This window comes from Luteibacter sp. UNCMF366Tsu5.1, from assembly GCF_900119235.1.
GTDB lineage: Bacteria > Pseudomonadota > Gammaproteobacteria > Xanthomonadales > Rhodanobacteraceae > Luteibacter > Luteibacter flocculans.
In genome coordinates, this window is record NZ_FPIS01000001.1 from 83,857 (window position 1) to 102,234 (window position 18,378).

Annotated in this window: 17 protein-coding genes; 8 read left to right on the top strand and 9 right to left on the bottom strand. The window is 66.1% G+C overall.

What is annotated here, in order from left to right; translation table 11 throughout:
- Position 1 precedes the first annotated feature (1 nt).
- Positions 2-874 (top strand): acetyl-CoA carboxylase, carboxyltransferase subunit beta, encoded by an 873-nt coding sequence (gene accD, locus BT115_RS00355; protein WP_072320591.1) that lies wholly within the window; start codon positions 2-4, stop codon positions 872-874.
- Between the two features lie 37 nt (positions 875-911).
- Here the strand turns inward: accD and BT115_RS00360 are convergent, their stop codons facing one another.
- Together BT115_RS00360 and BT115_RS00365 are read right to left on the bottom strand one after the other, a co-directional pair.
- Complete coding sequence (locus BT115_RS00360; RefSeq protein ID WP_072320592.1) at positions 912-1,454, bottom strand: phosphatase PAP2 family protein; 543 nt, start codon at positions 1,452-1,454, stop codon at positions 912-914.
- A complete protein-coding gene (locus BT115_RS00365) occupies positions 1,426-2,586 on the bottom strand; it encodes a glycosyltransferase family 4 protein (protein WP_072320593.1) in 1,161 nt (386 codons plus the stop codon). Before BT115_RS00365 ends, BT115_RS00360 begins: the two co-directional genes overlap by 29 nt.
- 142 nt (positions 2,587-2,728) lie before the next feature.
- On the opposite strand from BT115_RS00365, the gene gltX reads away from it, so the two are divergent.
- The 3 genes from gltX (at position 2,729) to BT115_RS00380 (ending at position 5,030) form a co-directional block, all read left to right on the top strand.
- On the top strand, positions 2,729-4,132 hold the full coding sequence (gltX, locus tag BT115_RS00370) for a glutamate--tRNA ligase (RefSeq protein WP_072322155.1): 1,404 nt from the start codon (positions 2,729-2,731) through the stop codon (positions 4,130-4,132).
- Positions 4,133-4,196: 64 nt separating this feature from the next.
- On the top strand, positions 4,197-4,514 hold the full coding sequence (locus BT115_RS00375; protein ID WP_072320594.1) for a hypothetical protein: 318 nt from the start codon (positions 4,197-4,199) through the stop codon (positions 4,512-4,514).
- Positions 4,515-4,556: 42 nt separating this feature from the next.
- Positions 4,557-5,030: a transcriptional repressor gene (locus BT115_RS00380; protein WP_072320595.1), complete on the top strand. Its 474-nt coding sequence runs from the start codon at positions 4,557-4,559 to the stop codon at positions 5,028-5,030.
- 104 nt (positions 5,031-5,134) lie between these two features.
- Here BT115_RS00380 and BT115_RS00385 read toward each other — a convergent pair whose 3' ends face one another.
- On the bottom strand, positions 5,135-7,150 hold the full coding sequence (locus BT115_RS00385; RefSeq protein WP_083527207.1) for a TonB-dependent receptor domain-containing protein: 2,016 nt from the start codon (positions 7,148-7,150) through the stop codon (positions 5,135-5,137).
- Positions 7,151-7,236: 86 nt separating this feature from the next.
- Here BT115_RS00385 and BT115_RS00390 point away from each other — a divergent pair, with 86 nt between their 5' ends.
- The 3 genes from BT115_RS00390 to BT115_RS00400 all read left to right on the top strand — a co-directional run bounded on the left by BT115_RS00390 (position 7,237) and on the right by BT115_RS00400 (position 8,932).
- Positions 7,237-7,683: a MerC domain-containing protein gene (locus BT115_RS00390; protein ID WP_072322156.1), complete on the top strand. Its 447-nt coding sequence runs from the start codon at positions 7,237-7,239 to the stop codon at positions 7,681-7,683.
- Between the two features lie 37 nt (positions 7,684-7,720).
- Complete coding sequence (locus tag BT115_RS00395) at positions 7,721-8,692, top strand: cation diffusion facilitator family transporter (protein WP_072320597.1); 972 nt, start codon at positions 7,721-7,723, stop codon at positions 8,690-8,692.
- An 81-nt stretch (positions 8,693-8,773) separates the two neighbouring features.
- On the top strand, positions 8,774-8,932 hold the full coding sequence (locus tag BT115_RS00400) for a 30S ribosomal protein THX (RefSeq protein ID WP_072320598.1): 159 nt from the start codon (positions 8,774-8,776) through the stop codon (positions 8,930-8,932).
- Positions 8,933-9,288: 356 nt separating this feature from the next.
- On the opposite strand, the gene BT115_RS00405 is transcribed toward BT115_RS00400, so the two are convergent.
- From BT115_RS00405 to BT115_RS00425, 5 genes are all read right to left on the bottom strand, one after another.
- A complete protein-coding gene (locus BT115_RS00405) occupies positions 9,289-10,035 on the bottom strand; it encodes a hypothetical protein (protein ID WP_072320599.1) in 747 nt (248 codons plus the stop codon).
- Between the two features lie 23 nt (positions 10,036-10,058).
- Complete coding sequence (locus BT115_RS00410; protein WP_072320600.1) at positions 10,059-11,510, bottom strand: hypothetical protein; 1,452 nt, start codon at positions 11,508-11,510, stop codon at positions 10,059-10,061.
- A gap of 280 nt (positions 11,511-11,790) precedes the next feature.
- On the bottom strand, positions 11,791-13,035 hold the full coding sequence (hutI, locus tag BT115_RS00415; protein ID WP_072320601.1) for an imidazolonepropionase: 1,245 nt from the start codon (positions 13,033-13,035) through the stop codon (positions 11,791-11,793).
- A complete protein-coding gene (locus BT115_RS00420; RefSeq protein WP_083527208.1) occupies positions 13,032-14,414 on the bottom strand; it encodes a chloride channel protein in 1,383 nt (460 codons plus the stop codon). Before BT115_RS00420 ends, hutI begins: the two co-directional genes overlap by 4 nt.
- On the bottom strand, positions 14,411-15,982 hold the full coding sequence (locus BT115_RS00425; RefSeq protein ID WP_072320602.1) for a GNAT family N-acetyltransferase: 1,572 nt from the start codon (positions 15,980-15,982) through the stop codon (positions 14,411-14,413). Before BT115_RS00425 ends, BT115_RS00420 begins: the two co-directional genes overlap by 4 nt.
- Before the next feature lie 92 nt (positions 15,983-16,074).
- Here BT115_RS00425 and BT115_RS00430 point away from each other — a divergent pair, with 92 nt between their 5' ends.
- A complete protein-coding gene (locus tag BT115_RS00430) occupies positions 16,075-17,427 on the top strand; it encodes a formimidoylglutamate deiminase (protein WP_072320603.1) in 1,353 nt (450 codons plus the stop codon).
- Here the strand turns inward: BT115_RS00430 and BT115_RS00435 are convergent.
- Positions 17,391-17,819, bottom strand: a complete 429-nt coding sequence (locus BT115_RS00435; RefSeq protein ID WP_072320604.1) for a hypothetical protein — start codon at positions 17,817-17,819, stop codon at positions 17,391-17,393. The genes BT115_RS00430 and BT115_RS00435 overlap by 37 nt on opposite strands.
- Between the last annotated feature and the right edge of the window lie 559 nt (positions 17,820-18,378).

Sequence of the window (18,378 nt, forward strand, 5' to 3'; positions counted from 1 at the left end):
GATGAACTGGCTGCAGAAAATCATGACGCCGAAGACCCGCGCTCCTGCCGCGGCCGGCGGCAAGGGCAAGGTGCCCGAGGGCGTGTGGGAGAAGTGTGCCGGTTGCGGCACCGTTCTCTATAAGCCGGAGCTTGAGAAGTCGCTGATGGTCTGCCCCAAGTGCGGCCATCACCACGCCATTTCGGCTCGTGCGCGCTTGGCGGCTTTCTTCGACGAAGGGAGCACTACCGAGCTGTGGCCGAAGATGGAAGCGGTCGATGCGCTGAAGTTCAAGGATCAGAAGAAGTACAAGGACCGCGTCGCCGCTGCGCAGAAGAATACCGGCGAGAAGGACGCGCTGATCGCGATGTCCGGTCGCCTGCTCGATCGCCCGTTGGTTTCGGTCGCCTTCGAGTTCTCTTTCATGGGCGGCTCGATGGGTTCGGTGGTTGGCGAGAAGTTCGCCCGTGCCGCCGAAAAAGCCCTGGCCGAGAAGAGCGCGCTGGTGTGCTTCTCCGCTACCGGCGGCGCACGCATGCAGGAAGGCCTGTTCTCGCTGATGCAGATGGCGAAGACCTCGGCCGCACTGGCGCGCATGCGCGATGCCGGCGTGCCGTACATCTCCGTGCTCACCCATCCCACGACCGGTGGCGTGTCGGCGAGCCTGGGCATGCTGGGCGATCTCAACGTGGCCGAACCGAAGGCGCTGATTGGCTTCGCTGGCCCGCGCGTCATCGAACAGACCGTGCGCGAAACGCTGCCGGAAGGCTTCCAGCGTTCGGAGTTCCTCGTGGACCACGGCGCGGTGGACGTGATCGTCGATCGTCGCGAGATGCGCGAGAAGCTGGGCTCCGTGCTCGGCATTCTGCAGAAGGCGCCGCGCGCCGCGGCGTAAGCCCTGCAACGGTGCCGGCGTCGCCGGCACCGTCGGATCAGAGCAGGATGCGCTCCGCCCAGAGCGAGAGCGCACCCAGGCCGCCGCCAATCGCAGTGGCGGCAAGCACGTCACTTGGATAATGCAGCCCCAGCACCACGCGCGATGCGCCGACCAGGGCGGCAAAACCCACGAGAAACGGTGCCAGCACCGGGTAGTGCGCCACGGCCACGACCGTGAACGACACGGCCTGAAGCGTGTGTCCGGACGGAAAGCTGAATTCGTCGAGCGGCGGCACGTGGGCAATCACACCTGGGCACGTGCGGAACGGGCGAGGGCGTCGCGTCCAGCGCTTGAGCACGCGGTACATCGTAAGGGCGGTGAGCCCGGTGATCGCCATCTGCACGGCGACAGCCACGCCGTGCCAGCCACCGACCAGCGCGATGACGCTCATCAACGCGTACCAGAACACCCCGTCGCCAAGGCGGCTGATGATGCCGAAGAAAACGCCGATGGCGCGACGCGCGCCCCACCGGTTGGCGGCGACGCACATGCGTCGGTCGAGGTTCGCTCTACGCGGCGACGGCGGTGCTGCGCTCATGGACGTGCTCCTCGCTGAGCGATTGCATGATCGATTCGAAGGCGGCGATGACGGAGTCCGGCGAAAGACCGGCGACCGAAGCGCGGGCCGCAGCGCCCATGGTGGCGCGGACGATCGCGTCGGCGCCCAAGGCCGCGGCCCGTTCGACCAGCCCGCCTTCGTTACCCGGCGCGACACGGATGCCGTTCTGTCCGTTGTGAATGAACTCGCGAGCGGCCGCTTCCGCATAGGCCACGACCGGAAGCCCCGAGGCCATGGCTTCGAGCACAACGTTGCCGAAGGTTTCGGTCAGGCTGGGGAAGATGAACATATCCGCGCTGGCGTAGTAGGCGGCCAGTTCGTCGCCGCGGCGGGTGCCGGCGAAGATGACGTCGGGATGCGCGGCTTCCAGTGCTGCGCGACCCGGGCCGTCGCCCACGATCACGCAACGTGCCTCGGGCACGCGGCGGGCGAGGGCGCGGTAGGCGTCGATCACCACGTGCAGGTTTTTCTCGGGCGCCACGCGTCCCACGCTCAGCACCACCGGTGTATCGGCCGACACACCCCACGACGCGCGCAGACTTTCGTCCCGACGCTGCGGGTGGAAGCGCATCGTGTCCACCGCGCGGCGCAGCACGCGCACGTCGTGCACACCCAGTTCGTTGAGTTCGCCTGCGAGCTGTCCGGTCGGGACCAGGGTGGTCTGCGCACGGCGATGGAAACGCGTGAGGTAGTGGCGCACCAGCGGGGTCAAGGCGCCGAAGCCGTAATGGCCCACGTAGAAATCGAAACGAGTGTGGAAGCCGGTGGCGACCGGGATGCCAAGGCGGCGAGCGGCGCTGACGGCGCTCCAGCCGAGCGGGCCCTCGGTGGCGACATAGATGGCATCCGGCCGGTCAGAGCGCCAGCGGCGCTCAATGCGGAAGCGCGACGGCATGCCGAAACGCAGGCCGCTGTAGCGCGGCACCGCCGCGCCTTCGACGGCGAGCACGTCCATGCCTGCATCGGCCGCGTGCGGCGTATCGGGGTGGATCGGCCGGATGAGATCGACGGAGTGGCCGCGGCGGAGCATGCCGCGCGCAAGGGACTGGACGGTGAGCGCGACGCCGTTGACGTCGGGTGCGTAGGTCTCGGTAACGATGCCCACTCGCATGGTGATGCCCCTATGGCCGGGTTGGCTCATCGTCGATGGTGGGCATGTCGCCGCCGTGATCGGCGCATGACAGGGGGATGACGGAGCCGGTGCGAGCCGGATCGGTTAAAATCGGCCGCTTGTCCCAGCGATGACCCCCACGATGACCGTCCGTACCCGTTTCGCCCCCAGCCCCACCGGCTACCTCCACATCGGCGGCGCGCGCACCGCGTTGTACTGCTGGCTGGAAGCGCGCCGCCGCGGCGGCGAATTCGTGCTGCGCATCGAGGACACCGATCGGGAGCGTTCCACCCAGGAAGCCGTGCAGGCCATCCTTGATGGCATGGCATGGCTCGGGTTGGTGCATGACGAGGGTCCGTACTACCAGACGCTGCGCATGGATCGTTACCGCGAAGTGGCCGACCAGTTGCTGCGCGAAGGCAAGGCCTACTACGCCTACGAGACCAAGGAAGAGATCGAGGCCATGCGCAACGCGGCCATGGCCGCTGGGGTCAAGCCGCGTTACAACGGCTATTACCGCGACCGCAACGAGCCGTACCGCGACGATCCGAACCGCGTGATCCGCTTCAAGAACCCGACGACCGGCAGCGTGGTCTTCGAGGACAAGGTCAAGGGACGCATCGAGTGGTCGAACGAGGAACTCGACGACCTCGTCATCTTCCGCTCCGATGGTTTCCCGACCTACAACTTCGCCGTGGTGGTCGACGATATCGACATGGGTATCACCGAGGTCATCCGCGGCGACGACCATGTGAACAACACGCCCCGCCAGATCAACATCTACAAGGCGCTGGGCGCCGCGGTGCCCGAGTTCGCGCACCTGCCGATGATCCTGGGCCCGGATGGCCAGAAGCTGTCGAAGCGGCACGGCGCGGTCAGTGTCATGCAGTATCGCGACGACGGTTTCCTGCCGCACGCGCTGCTCAATTACCTGGTACGCCTGGGCTGGTCCCACGGCGACCAGGAGATCTTCTCGGTCGAGGAGATGACGAACCTGTTCGACGTGGCGGACGTCAACAAGGCGGCCTCGCGTTTCGATGTGAACAAGCTGTCCTGGCTCAACCAGCATTACCTGAAGACCGACGACCCCGCCGCATTGGGTGAGGAACTCGCGTGGCATCTGCAGCGCATGGGCGTCGATCCCGCCAAGGGTCCGGCACCTGCCGACGTAGTCGTCGCACTGCGCGATCGCGTGCAGACGTTCAAGGAAATGGCCGAGCGCGCCATGATCTGGTACGGCCCGATCGTGTCGTGGGACGACAAGGCCATCGAAAAGCACCTGCGCAACGAGACCGCGCCGAAGGCACTCAATGCGGCGAAGGCGGAACTGGCCGCGCTGCCGGAATGGACGCCCGAGGCGGTGCATGGCGCGGTGGAACGTGTTGCCGCGTCGCTCGAACTTGGCATGGGCAAGGTCGCCGCGCCGCTGCGCGTGGCAATGACCGGCACGCAGGTCTCGCCGTCCATCGAGCACACCATTTACTTGGCGGGTCGTGAGGGTGCGCTGGCGCGCATCGACGATGCGTTGGCCCGTGCCGGTGGCTGATCGCCGTATCGGTATCGTGATGTCGACCGCTGTCGCGGTCGGCGCGGCCTGACAGTAGACGTCCGTGGACGAACTGCTTGCCAAGGCCATGCAAGGCGTCGACCCCGAGGAGCCCGGCGCCTTTCTTCACATGTTCACGAACCTCATGGCGCTGGTGCCGTGGGGTTCGCTCATCGTGTGGCAGATCGTCTTCATCCTCGTGGGCGCCTTGCTGGGCTGGTGGCGCGGTCGCCTGAAAGCGGGTGTCATCGCCTCACTGGTGTTGGGGCCCCTGGGCTGGATCGTGCCCTTCCTGCCCCGGCGCGAGCCGCCGCCCCTGCCGTCACGCGCAAGATCGCCCGGTACCGCGCTTCCGCCCCTGCCGGACTCGAAAAAACGCTGAGCGGGCCTCATGTTAGGATGACGCGCCCCCAGGACATCCGCTGTGACCAGTCACTCCACCCACCGACATGCGCACGAGCACCACGACGACGCCCGCGGCTTCGTCGCGGCAGTGGAGCATGCGTCCCACGAGCGTGGTTTGCGTCTCACGCCGCTGCGTCGCGAAGTGCTGGAACTCGTGGCTGGCGCCGGCAAGCCGGTGAAAGCGTACGACCTGCTGGATCGCCTGCGCGAGAAGCACGGCAACGCCGCACCGCCCACGGTATATCGCGCGCTCGATTTCCTGCTGGAAAACGGCTTCATCCACAAGCTGGAATCCATCAACGCGTACGTGTCCTGTCACCATCCGGCGGAAGCGCATCAGGTGCCGTTCCTCATCTGCGACAAATGCCAGTGCGCGCAGGAAGTCTGCGACGAACGCGTGGCGGAGCTGATTGAGGCACAGGCCAAGGCGTTCGGTTTTCGCCCGCAGGCGCAGACCCTGGAAGTGCACGGCATCTGCAAGAACTGCCGTTGAGCGTCTGACACACATGCTTGCCTGAAAAAATGGGGCGCCCTAAGGGGCGCCCCATTCCGTTCCAGCCACCCCGGGGAGGGAGGAGGGGCAAGGCGGCCGGGAACTCAGAAGTAAGCGCGCACGCCTACGGAAATGTTGCGACCGGGCATCGGCGCGACGTCCTTGAACAGCGATGTGGCGGGTCGTGCTGTCTGGTTGGTGAGGTTGTTGCCGTCTACGAAGGCTTCCCATTGGCTGCGTTCGTCGTTGACGAAGGTCCAGGCGAGATGCGCATTGACCAGGGTGTAGCCTGCGGTGTCGGTTTCGAAGGCGGCGATCTTGTCCTGTTTCATGTAGCGCACCGCGCCGACGTTGGCGCGCAGGTTGTCCGCCGTCCAACTGAGCGTGGCGCCGAGACGGCCGGCCGGAATGCGCGGCACGTTGCCGCCGCCGTCCGACAAGGTGGCGCGTACGGTGTCACCGAAGACGCGCAGATCCCAGTTTCCTGACGTGCCCTTGGCGAGGTGGAAGGTGGCTTCCGCTTCCGCACCGCGGAACGTTGCGTCGTTCTGCGACCAGACGCGCACGGGAAGATCGTCTTCGACCTCGCCCGTGTCGGCGAGGTAGATGAAGTTCTTGTACTTGTTGTAGTAGACCGCGACCTTGCCCTCGACCATGTCACCGTGGAAATGCAGGCCCAATTCCGCCTGATTCGACTTTTCCTTTTGCAGGTCGCTGCCGATCTCGAACGTGTTGGAGGCCTCATGCGGGCCGTTGGCGAAGAGTTCTTCTTCGGAGGGCGCGCGCTCGGCGTGATCGAGATTCAACGAAACATGCCACTGCTCCGCGAAGCGCCACGCGATGCCGGAGGAAAAACTGTTCGGGTTGAAGTCGCGCTTCGGACCGTTGTCCGGGTCGACGCTCTGCACGTCGTGGCGCGCACCGAGTTCCAGCTTCACCGGGCCGAATTCGCGCTGCTCCGTGAGGAACACACCGACGCCGCGAGTGACTGTGGCGGGCACGAAGGTTTCCTCGCCGACCGCAGCAAACTGGCGGTGCTGGGTTTGCACGCCGAACGCGCCTTCCCATCCTGCGAGCGGTTCGTGACTGACGACGAGGCGACCCTGGTTGCTCCGAGTGGAGAAAGTGGTGCCGGGCACGTCGCCTTCGTATTCCACGTGCTGATAGTTGCCATGACCAAGGCTGAACTCGATCTTCTCGATGCCTTCGAATGGCTTCACCAGCCCGCCCTTCAGGGTGTAGTTGGTCTGCGCCATCTTGATATGGACCGGGTCTTCGCCCTCGGCCGCGTCGCCGGGCTCCGCGGGGCTGCCGTAGAGATCCATGAAACGCGACACCGAGAGACCCAGGTAACCCCACGAGCCCAGCAACGATGCGCCGACCGAGCCGGAGGTCGTCTTGACCGCGCTGTTCGCGAGGGTGCCGCCGGGGATGTCGTAATCCTCGTTGTCGCGGTGCATGCCGTCGACGTGGATGGCGAAGCGGTCGTTGCCGGCGTCGAGGCGGAGCAGCCCGGTCTGGCCGTCGGAGACCGAGTCGTGGCGCAACTCGGCACGCCCTGCGAAACCGTTGTCCGGTGCCTTCTCCGGCACGCGGCCGTCCACCACGTTCACGACACCGCCGATGGCGCCCGAGCCGTAGAGCAGGGTGGCCGGGCCCTTCAGTACCTCGATCTGGTCGGCCAGGAACGGTTCGAGCGTGACCGCGTGGTCCTGGCTCACGTTCGACACGTCCTGCGACGACAAGCCGTTTTCGAGGACTGCCACGCGTGGGCCGTCGAGACCACGGATCACCGGGCGACCTACGGCCGTGCCCAGTGCCGTGCTCTGTACGCCCGGGATCGATGAGACCGTCTCACCCAGCGACACACCCTTGGCATCGTCGAGCGCGGAGCCGGCCAACACAGCGACCGGCGCCACGATCTGGTCGGCGCTCTGGCCCAGCGGCACCGCGTTCACGACGATGGCATCGAGCTTGGCGGCCTGCTTGCGTCCCTTGCCCTCGCTGTCCTTGGTCCCCACGGTAGGGGGCGTCGTGTCCTGGTCGGCGTCGTCGGCCAGGGCCGGCAAGGAGCCGCCGACCGTCGCGGCGAGGGCCAGGGCGATGAGGGATCTACGCATCGGGTAACGCTCCGTCTTGGGTTTCGCAATGTTATAAAGTATCATCAGTTGCCTCGACCCGTGTAAATAGTCACGCTATGGCCTACATGACCGATTCGTCCGCCGATTCCGAGACGCCTCGCCGCTGGTGGCACGCCGCCGACAGGCTGGGGGCCACTGCGTCGTTTCTTTGCGCCATCCACTGTGCTGCCTTGCCGTTCGTGATCGCGCTGTTGCCGGTGATCGGACTAGGTTTCCTCGCCGACCATCGGTTCGAAGAAGTCTTCGTGGCCTTCGCCTGCATGCTTGCCACGGCAGCCCTGGTGTCGGGCTTTCGCCGCCATCGTCGGCGGTTGCCGCTGGTATTGGCTCTGCCAGGGCTCGTGCTGCTGGTGCTGGGCGTGACCTTCCTGCACAACGGCTCGCTGCTCACCCACAGCATCCTTGTGACTTGCGGTGGCTTGTTCGTTGCGTCCGCGCATTTCGTCAACCTGCGGGTCGATCGCAGCGGGCATGCGGGGCATATCCATGGCCCGTCCTGCGCACACCCGTGATTGTGTAACCGCCGCATCCTTCCCTAGCCTGCGCGACATGGCACACGATCACACCTCTTCCCACGGACACACCCATTCGCACGACCACGCGCACGACCACGCCCACGTAGCCGGAGGCAGTGCGCGCAAACTGTTGTTTGCGTTCGTCCTCACCACACTGATGATGGTCGCGGAGGCAGCGGGCGGCCTGGTTTCCGGCTCGCTTGCGCTGCTGGCCGACGCGGGCCATATGCTGGTGGACGCGCTGGCCCTGCTGCTGGCGTTCATCGGCGCATCCGTCGCGGCGCGTCCCGCAGACGCACGGCGCACCTATGGTTACGGGCGCATCGAAGTGCTTGCGGGCTTCGTGAATGCGTTGACCCAGTTCGTCCTGGTTGCCTTCATCGTCTACGAGGCGGTGCAGCGCCTGCTCGAACCGAAGCCCATCCTTTCGGGCGTCATGCTGGTCGTGGCGGTGTTCGGTCTGGTCATCAACGTCGTCGTGCTGCGCACGCTGCACGGGCACGACCCGGACGACGTCAACGTGGCGGGTGCGAGCCTGCACGTGCTCGGCGACCTGCTGGGTTCCGTCGCGGCCGTGCTGGCGGCGTTGGCCGTGCGCTGGCTGGAGTGGAACTGGGCCGATCCGGTGCTATCCATCCTCGTGTCGCTGCTCATTCTGCGCAGTGCGTGGTCGCTGGTGCGTCGCTCGGGGCACATTCTTCTGGAGGGCACCCCGGAAGGTGTTCACCTTGCCGACGTGGAACGCGAACTGCACGGGGCGGACGAGGGCATCGTCAGCATCCACCATGTCCACATCTGGCAGGTCACGGCGGGCTCGCGCATGGCGACCCTGCATGCCGAGTTGGCTGCCGGCGCCGAACGCGCCGATCAGGCGCGCGTGCTCGACGCGATCAAGCGGATGCTCAGCGAACGCTGGGGTGTGAACCATGCCACCGTGCAATTCGATCCTGGCCCGTGCCCGGATGAAACCGGACGATGTGGCAAGGGCGGTTCCCACGTTCACTGACCGGCCACCCTTGCGCTTTGCGCCACCGCTGCTACGATGGCCGGCCGTTCCCTTCAATCATTACGAATCAAGGAGTTTCCCATGGGCAAGGGCGACCGCCGCACCCGTCGCGGCAAGATCTACCGTTCCAGCTATGGCAATGCCCGTCCGCATATCGACGTCGTGACCGGCGCTGCCGTTGCGAAGCCGGCCGCCGCCAAGCCGGCTGCCAAGAAGGCTGCGCCGCGCAAGAAGGCCTGAGTCTTCGGACACGTGAGACAACGCGCCGCCTCGATGGCTTGCGTCGAGCAAGCCGCGGCGGCCTGAAAAGCGCCCCTCTTTGGAGGGGCGTTTTTTTTGGCCGCGTGTGGAGATGCCTACGGAGCAAAGGTAGGAGCCACCCTGGTGGCGAAAAGCCAACGAAGCGATCTTGTGGGAGCCGCTATAGCGGCGAGAAGCCAACGAAGCGGTGTAGCCGTGAGGCAACTCCCATCACCAGCAGGCTGGCTCCCACCGGCAAGCCCCCGCCCATACCGGCAAGCCCCCTCTCACACCCGCAAGCCCCCTCCCACCGGCATCCCCTTCGCCGCCATGGCGGCTCCCACACGATTCGCCATTCAGAGTTCCAGGCGTTCGGCGAACTCGAAACGGCTGTCTGCGGGCGCTGCGATCACGTTCTGCTGGACCATGCCGGGAAAGATGTTCGCATCCACGCCTGCGTGGTTGTCGCTGTTGAAGAGATACGGCACGTGCGACCACGCGCGATAGCCGAGGGCCTTGATGGCGTCCACTTCTGCCTGGGCATCCTCCATGCCGGAGAGGCGCGCATAGATGAGCGGTCGGTGCGCGCGGAGCGTATCGCCCGCGCCCGCGAGCACGTCCACCAGCGCATGCGGCTGGTTCACCTTGAGCAGATGCAAGGCGGGCAGGCGCAGGCTGTCGACCGTGGCGATACGGACCTTCTCGTCTTGACCGCGGCTACCCGGAAGCAGCGTGCCGAGCGACGAAGCGCCTTTGCCACGGCCCAGCCACACCGGATGGGTGAAGACGTTGTCGAGCCGGTTGATCGCCACGTTGGCGCAGGCTTGCTGAAAGCGAATGCGCCGTGGCTCCGCGACGTGCACCTCGCCATGCCTGCCTACGGCCTGGGCCATCCAGAGCGCATGCGCCGCGAAGTCGCTGCCGAATTCCAGGACCGTCTGCCCTTCCTCCAGCAGACCGCTGAGCAGGATCGTTTCGTGTTCCGCCCATTCGCCATAAAGCTGCAGGGATCGTGCGACAGCGTCTTCGGTAGCGACGGCGGCGGCGATGCCGTAACGGGTGGGCCAGAAAGGAGCGACGGAAGCGTTGGATGAGGCGTTCATGCGTGGGGATGCTCGGGTGGGGATCAAAGAGTGGAGCGGGCGACGGCGAGGTGGCGCAGCGATGCGGATAAGGCCTGTGCATCGTGAGCGTCGAGCGTGGCCCAACACGCGCAGGCCTCGCGCCACAGATCGAGGGCAAGGCGATCGGCTTCACCGTCGCGCCAGAGGGCTTCGCATGCCGCCGCCGCACCTTCGGCGTCGCGCGTGAGCAGACGTGCACGGGCGACGGCCAGGCGGGCTCCCGGCGAAAGCAGGCCGGCCGCGGCGAGGCTGCGACCGAGCGAAGCGCTGATGTCGTGGTTGGCTGCGTGCTGAGGTAATGCTTCGTACGTCATCTGCGTCTGCAACCGACACGCGAGTGCTTCGACCCGGCACTCGGCGTGTTGTTCGGCGAGAAAGGCATGCACCAGCGCATGCGAGCAAGCCTCGGCCGCTTCGTACGGCGGTAACAGGCCGGCACGTCGCTGCGCCGTCTGCGCAACGAGCAAGGCGGTCTCCGGTTCCGGTCGACGCGTATGCGCCTCGTCGAGGCAGCGCTGCGCCTCCTGCAACTCGGGGAGGGATTCGGAGGACCTGCGCAACGTCGCGCGGCGCAGCCATACCTCGCCGCGACGATGAAGACCGCGAGCGATCGCATTGTCGTTGCCGATCATGAGTTGGTCGCACAGTCGATCGGCTTCATCCAGTCGTGCCGAGGCTACGGTGCCGCGAACCCACGACGCCCATGCCAGTTGCACGTCGATCAGGCTATCGATGACCGAGGGGGCGTCGCGATTCGGGTCGTCATCGTGCTCCGTCGCGAGATCGCGTATGGCGAACAGCCGGGTGGCGCCGGACAATCGTTCGATTCGCGCCAGTCGTATCCGAATGAGTTGTGCAAGGCTGCGCGCGCGTTCGCCACCGTTTTGCATGCCTAGCGCGCCTCGTGTCTCGCGCTCCATGTCGTCGAACAAGGGCTCGGCGTCGCGACGGGGTAACGCGCGAAGACGGTCGAGCGAAGAAGGCGATGGCGCGGCATGCGTTTCGTCGGGTACTGCTGCTGCCGCGGTGTTCTTTCGTGCTGGGGGCAACGACAGATCGACGGGATCGTTCACGATCTGCCAGGGTGGCGCCTCGAACGGCGACGTGCGGTAGACCCAGGTGGGCGAGGCATTGCGCTCGATGGAAGGCGGCGCTTCACGCGGGGCGAAGCATGCGACGATCGACGGCGGTTCAGCGGACGTGGACGGCTTCTTCCTGCGCCGCCGCCACAGCACCGTCGTGAACAGGGCAAGTGCCGACAATAAGCCCGCGGCAACGGCGCCCCAGCGTGCGTACGACGACCCTGTCGATCGCCGTTGGGAGCGGGCATCTGGCAAGGACGCTGCGCTACTGCGCGCGTTGGGATAAGCGGATGCGACATGTGGCGCCTGCGCCGATGCGTCGCTCGACTGGCTGGCCTCCATGGCATCGAGCATGCGCGCGACATCGCGCATCTGGCGCGCCCGACGTTCGCGTTCGTCCTGTTCGTCACGCCCCGCGCAGCAGCGAGTGCGCAGGCAAGCGCCAACCAGGCGGCTAGGCGTGCGACGGTGGCCTCCCCCCATCGGGGGAGCAACGAAGAAACCTTCAACGATTATCCCTTGCGTGTCGGGCGAAGCCTGACTAGACGCTCCGTGTTCACTGACGCCGCACAGGCGAAAGTGCCGACGATGGTAAGTCGCGTCGGCGGATAGATCGATGGAAGTTTTCGGAAAAAACGGACGAAGTGGCGGCTCAGCCGTGGTCGACGATGACGCGTTCGCCCGCGACCCAGCTCTCACGTAGCAGGTGTCCGCCGATCCAGTAGCACAGCTCGGACGGATGACCCACGTTCCACATCGCGAGATCGGCGCGCCGCCCCACGGCGAGTACGCCGCGGTCGTCGAGACCAAGGGCGCGCGCCGCATGCACCGTGGCTCCGCGCAGGGCTTCCTCCGGGGTGAGACGGAAAAGGGTGCACGCCATGCCCATGGCCATGCGCAACGACAGCAGGGGGGAGGTGCCGGGATTCAGATCGGTGGCGACCGCCATCGCCACACCGTGCTCGCGGAACGCGGCGATCGGCGGCGGGCGCGTGTCGCGCAGCGCGTAGTAGGCGCCGGGCAGAAGTACGGCCACCGTGCCTGCCTTTGCCATGGCCCGGACGCCCTCGCCGCTGGTCCATTCCAGATGATCCGCGGACAGACCGCCGTAACGCGCGACCAGCGCGGCGCCGCCGAGATCCGACAATTGCTCTGCATGCAGTTTCACCGGCAGGCCGAGCGTCGTGGCCTTGTCGAACAGGCGCTGCGTCTCGGCGGGGGTGAAGCCGATACCTTCGCAGAACGCATCCACCGCATCGACGAGCCCTTCGTCGGCGAGCGAGGGCAGCATCGTGTCGCAGACCAGCGCCACGTAGTCGTCGCGTCGGCCGGTGTATTCGGGGGGAAGGGCGTGCAGGCCGAGGAAGGTTGTGCGTACGTCGATCCCGAGCGCTTCGCCGATGCGCCGCGCCACGCGCAGCATGCGTCGCTCGGCATCCGGCTCGAGCCCGTAACCCGACTTGATCTCCAGCGTGGTCACGCCATCTGCGAGCAAGGCTCGGGCCCGCGGCAAGGACTGATGCAGCAGGTCGTCTTCGCCGGCGGCTCGTGTGGCACGTACGCTGGACACGATGCCACCACCGGCACGGGCGATCTCCTCGTAGCTGGCGCCCTCCAGGCGTTGCTCGAACTCGCGGGCCCGGTCGCCACCGAAGACGAGATGCGTATGGCAATCGACGAAGCCTGGCGTGACCCAGGTGCCGGGCAGCGACATCACATGCCGCGCCAATGCGTGCGGCTCTCCGGGCAGTGCGGACTGCGCGCCGGCAAACGCGATCCGGCCATCGCGCCAACCGATGGCGCCTTGTTCGATGGCGCCATAAGGCGCACCGTTGTCGAGCAGTGTGGCGAGTCCGACGTCGAGGATGAGATGGTCCCAGCGCGGGTCGTCGATCATGCCTGCGGTGCTCCGGCATGCGCCTCGCGGCGCGCACGTTCTTCGTCGTATTGGGCGACGAGGTGGTCGGCCAGCGCCTTGTATACCGGCACCCTGCAGACCAGTGCCGAGACGGCGCGCGCGAGCAGGCAGGCGGCCATGATCGGCAGAGCCATCTGGTGATTCGCGGTGAGTTCGAGCGAAATGACCGCAGCGGTGAGCGGCGCCTGGGTCACGCCCGCAAGATAGGACGCCATGCCCAGCAGCACCACTGCCGACACGTCCGCGCCGGGCAGCAGATGCGCGATGTTGTCGCCGAGACCGGCACCTACCGCGAGCGCAGGGGAGAAGATGCCGCCAGGAATGCCTGCCCACGACGACGCGATGTTGCCGAGAAACTTCAGCACGCCGAACAGGGGCCCGGTGTCGCCGTGGCCCTGGAGGATGTCGCGCGCCTGCGCGTAGCCCGTGCCGTAGAGACCATTGGCGCTCAGCAGGCTGAGCAGGACGAGGGCGAGGCCGCAGATCGCCGCGAACGTGACGGGGCCGCGGGCGCGTAGCCGGCCGACGAAGCCGCGAAAGCCCTTCGCCGACGGCAGGATCAACCGCGCGAACAATCCACCTGCGAGGCCGCCTACGATGCCGGTCAGCAGCACCGCGATCCACGCCTTGCCCAGCGGCAGCGTGGCGCTGACGTCACCGAAATAAGCGTAGTTGCCGACGATGCCGAGCGACACCACGCCGGCCACGATCACGGCGGTGAGCAGCGTGCCGCTCATGCGGTGCTCGAACGTGCCGGACATTTCCTCGATGGCGAACACCACGCCGGCCAGTGGCGTATTGAATGCGGCGGCGAGGCCGGCGGCGGATCCGGCGAGGATGAATCGGCCCGCGGCCGTGGGGTCGTCAAAACCGAAGCGACGTCCGAGTGAATAGAGCAACCCGGCGCCGACGTGGACCGTAGGACCTTCGCGACCGACCGATGCGCCACCGAGCAGCGCGGCGAGGGTGAGCGCCATCTTGCCCACGGCGATCTTCAGCGAAAGCAGCCGGTTGCGGAACGCCTCGTCCTCCACTTTCAGCGCTGCGATGGCCTGTGGGATGCCTGAGCCCCGCGTAGCCTTCATCGCTCCCTGGGTCAGCCAGCAGAGCAGGGCGAATATCGTGGGCGTGACGATCAGCGGTACCCACCATCCATGTACCGCCACGCGGTGGAACAGCTCGAAGGCGAAATCCGCCGCCTTCGCAAAGAACACCGCGGAAAGACCGACGAGGATAGCGCCCGTCCAGAACAGAATGCGTCGCCGCCACTGCGTAGGCGAGAGCCATTCGTGGCGGCGCAGGCGTTCCAGTCGCGATGTCTGCGTCGACGCGGCTTCCGCGTCCGGCGCGCCGCTCATTTGCCCTCCGTGCTGCGCGCCCAGCGCACCTGATAGAGATCGAAACGACGGTCCTTGAGGTTCTGCACGGCGCCGGAGTTACGCGCACGAGCGAGGTTCTCCAAGCGGAGGTCGGCGAACAGCACCGTCTCGATGTTGGGAGTGGAGTCTGCCGCGATGCCGTCGCGGGCGAAAGGGAAGTCACTGGGAGTCAAGATGCAGCTTTGGCCGTACTGGATGTCGAAGTTGTTCACGCCCGGAAGATTGCCCACGTTGCCGGAAAGCACGACGTAGCACTGGTTCTCGATGGCGCGCGCTTGCGAGCAGTAGCGAACACGCAGATATCCTTCGCGCACGTCGGTGCAGAACGGTACGAAAAGAATCAACGCGCCCTGGTCGGTGAGATGGCGGGCGACTTCCGGGAATTCCGAGTCGTAGCAGATCATCACGCCGATCGGGCCGCAGTCGGTCTGGATCGTCGCGGCGGAATCGCCACCGGTGATGTTCCAGACGTTGCGCTCGCTGGGCGTCGGATGCAGTTTCTCGCGCTCATGGATGGAGCCGTCGCGGAGGCAGACGTAGCAGACGTTGTGAATATCGCCGTTGGGCTGCCGCGTGGGATGCGAGCCGCCAATGATATTGATGTTGTAGTGCACGGCCAGACGCTGGAACAGCGCCTTGACCTCGTCGGTGTACTCGGAGAGACGGCGGATCGAATCCACCGGTGACAGCTCCGCATTTTCGATGGAGAGCAATTGCAGCGTCAGCAGCTCAGGGAATGCGACGAAGTCGGCGTCGTAGTCCGCGGCGATGTCCACGAAGTATTCGACCTGCGTGGCGAACTCGGCGAAGGAGCCGATCCGCCGCTGCTGGTACTGCACCGATGCCACGCGCACGGAGTCCGGCAGGCGATGGCTCTGCGATACCCGCGGCACGTCGGGCTGGTCGTGGCGCTGCGGATTGCGCCATACCAGCAGCGCAGCGTAGCCAAGCGATTCGTGATCCGACGGCACGTACTCGCGCAGCAGCCCGATCACCTCGAACCCATTGCGCAACTGGAAGCTCAATGTGGGATCGCGCCGACTGCCATCGACCACCGCCTGGACGTAGGCCTCCGCGCTGCCGTACCGGCCGATGGCCCGCGCGAGCCCCGGCATGCGCCCGCCGAACACGATGCCGCGCAGCTTCAAGTCCGTGCAGAGCCGCTTGCGCGCCATGTAGAGGCGCTGGCCGATTCGCATGCCGCGGTAATCGGGATGCACCACCACTTCCATGCCGTAGAGCCAGTCGCCGTTGGGATCGTGCCGTGACGCGAAACCACCGCCGGTGATCTGCATCCAGGTATGAGGGGCGAGCGCGACGGCCTCGTTGATGCGGAACGTGGCGCAAAATCCCACGATTCGGCCTTCGTACTCGACCACGAACTGGCCTTCGGGAAAGTGGGTCTGCTGGCCTTGCAGCATTTCCGCGGAATGTCCCCACTCGGGCGTGTAGACACGGGCGGTAAGGGCTACCAGCTCGGGGACGTCGCTGGGACGCGCCAGGCGAAGCAGCAGCTTCGGGGGATGGGCGGCGTGGGTCTCGGTCATCGGTCTATTATGCGCGCCGAGCGCGTCGGCCTCACGTCGTCGCGAAAGGCGGGCCCGGTTACCATGGCGTACCCCACTCACAGGACGCCGCCATGTCTTCCCTTTCCGTCAGCGCCGACTACCTATGGCAGGCGGGAGCGTGGGGTGCGGGCGAGGCCCTGGGCATCTCGGGCCGACGCTTTGGCGCGGGGACGGGCGCGGCAGAACGGGTCGGGCGCTTCGTGCTACCGGGCATGCCCAACCTGCATTCGCATGCTTTCCAGCGGGCCATGGCCGGCCTGGCCGAGCGGCGCGGTCCGGGCGAGGACAGCTTCTGGACCTGGCGCGAAACCATGTATGCGTTTGCCGAGGCGATCGATCCGGACGATATGAAGGCCATCGCCACGCAGCTCTACGTGGAGATGCTGAAAGCCGGTTACACGCAGGTCTGCGAGTTCCACTATCTGCACCACGGCCCGCGCGGCGTGCCTTATGCCGATCCCGCGGCGATGTCGCTGGCGCTCATCGAGGCGGCGAAGGAAGCGGGCATCGGCCTCACGCTGTTGCCGGTGCTGTACATGACCGGCGGCTTCGACGGGCGGCCTCTCACCGAACGTCAGCAACGCTTTCGCCATGACGTCGGCAGCTTCGTCAGTCTGCTCGAACGACTGGCACCGTTGCAGGACGACATGTTCACTCTCGGCATCGCGCTGCATTCGTTGCGCGCGGTGCCCGAAGACGCCATGCGCTCGCTGCTGGCGACCGGCATCGCGCGTGCGCTACCCATCCACATCCATATCGCAGAACAGCTCGGCGAGGTGCAGGATTGCCTCGCGGTGCGCGGCGCGCGTCCGGTGGAGTGGCTGCTGGATCACGCCGATGTCGATCCGCGCTGGACCCTGATCCACGCGACCCACCTCACGGCTCAGGAGACGCATCGCATCGCCATCAGTGGCGCCGTGGCGGGACTGTGCCCCACCACGGAAGCCAACCTGGGCGACGGCCTGTTTCCGCTCGCGGCGTTCATCGATGCAGGCGGCGCGTTCGGCATCGGCTCGGACTCGCATATCTCCGTGTCGCCGGTGGAGGAACTGCGCTGGCTGGAATACGGCCAACGCCTCGTGACGCGGCATCGCAACGTCGCCGCGCGATCGGCCGAGGAAAGCGTGGGCACGGCACTGTGGCAGCGTGCGTTGAATGGTGGCGCAAAGGCTGCGGGCGCGGACGTGGGCCGACTGGCAAAGGGCGCCCGCGCGGACCTGCTCGTACTCGATGACACCTCGGCGCTGCTCGCAGCGCGTGGCGAAGCGGAAGTGATCGACAGTTTTCTTTTCGCGGGGAACACGCCGCTCGTGCGCGACGTGATGGTCGGCGGTCAATGGCGCGTCCGCGACTTCACGCACGCGGCGGAAGACGCCGTTGCGAAAGCCTACCGCGGCGTCGTGGAGAGATTGGCCGCTGCCTGACCGACCGGCCCCGACGGACACTTCGATTTGCCGTAGAGACCTTCGGCCGCGGGTTCCTGACGCGTGGCGGCCTCAGGCGAGGCATAGATCGAAACACCGAGATCGCATCCGTTCTCGCGCAATGAAAAGCGGACGGTGTCCATGCGCGTGGCAGGGGCGTCGTCGAGCGAACAGGTGCTGCCCTTGGCAAGCCGCAGTGTGACCGTGTTCGCGCCTGCATCGACCACCTCGAAGTGCGCATCCGTGCAACCTTTCCAACTCAGCGTCTCCTTGCCGACGCTGAGCATGCGCAGCCCCATGAAAGCGTTGCTATAGGGCTCCCAATCGCCGGCAAGCCAGGCCGGGGCGGGTTGAGCGGAGGAGAGCAGGGCGAAGGCGATCAAAGCGTGCATGTGCTGATGGTAACGCCATGGACGGTGGGGTGTTGCAACGAGGCCCTGTTTTGATTCTTCGCGGAATTCCGCGGCGTTGTCTGGATACGTCGGCTCGTTCGCCGCGGCGTGACGGCATGGTCCAGCGGCTGGAGCTACCGCTAGCTCGTGCGGCGAGGCTAGAGCCTTCGGTGTCCCCCCTTGCTGCTTCAGACAGGTCCTCCGCGTTCGAAAAGGACGGCCGCTGGCGCGGCCCATGTACCTAATGGCCTTCGGCCGCTCTCTTGTGCGGAACTCGCCTCGAGGGGAGACACCGAAGACTCCTGCGATGACTGAGGTCGCGTGTCGGCGGCGAGGGGGACGGGGGGTGGCTTCCCGAAGCGGCACAGGCGCCGATGCGAGCCATCAACAGAAACAGCGAGAAAAAAACCGGCACCTACCCCGGAATTCCGTGAAGAACCTTTCTTTTGCCCGTTGTCTTCAGTGAATAATGCTTGGAGGGGACGCCACGAGGGGCGACGCATGCAAGCGAGTGAATGGGTCTTCTTCCTGGGTGCTGCGCCCGGGATATACCTTGTGG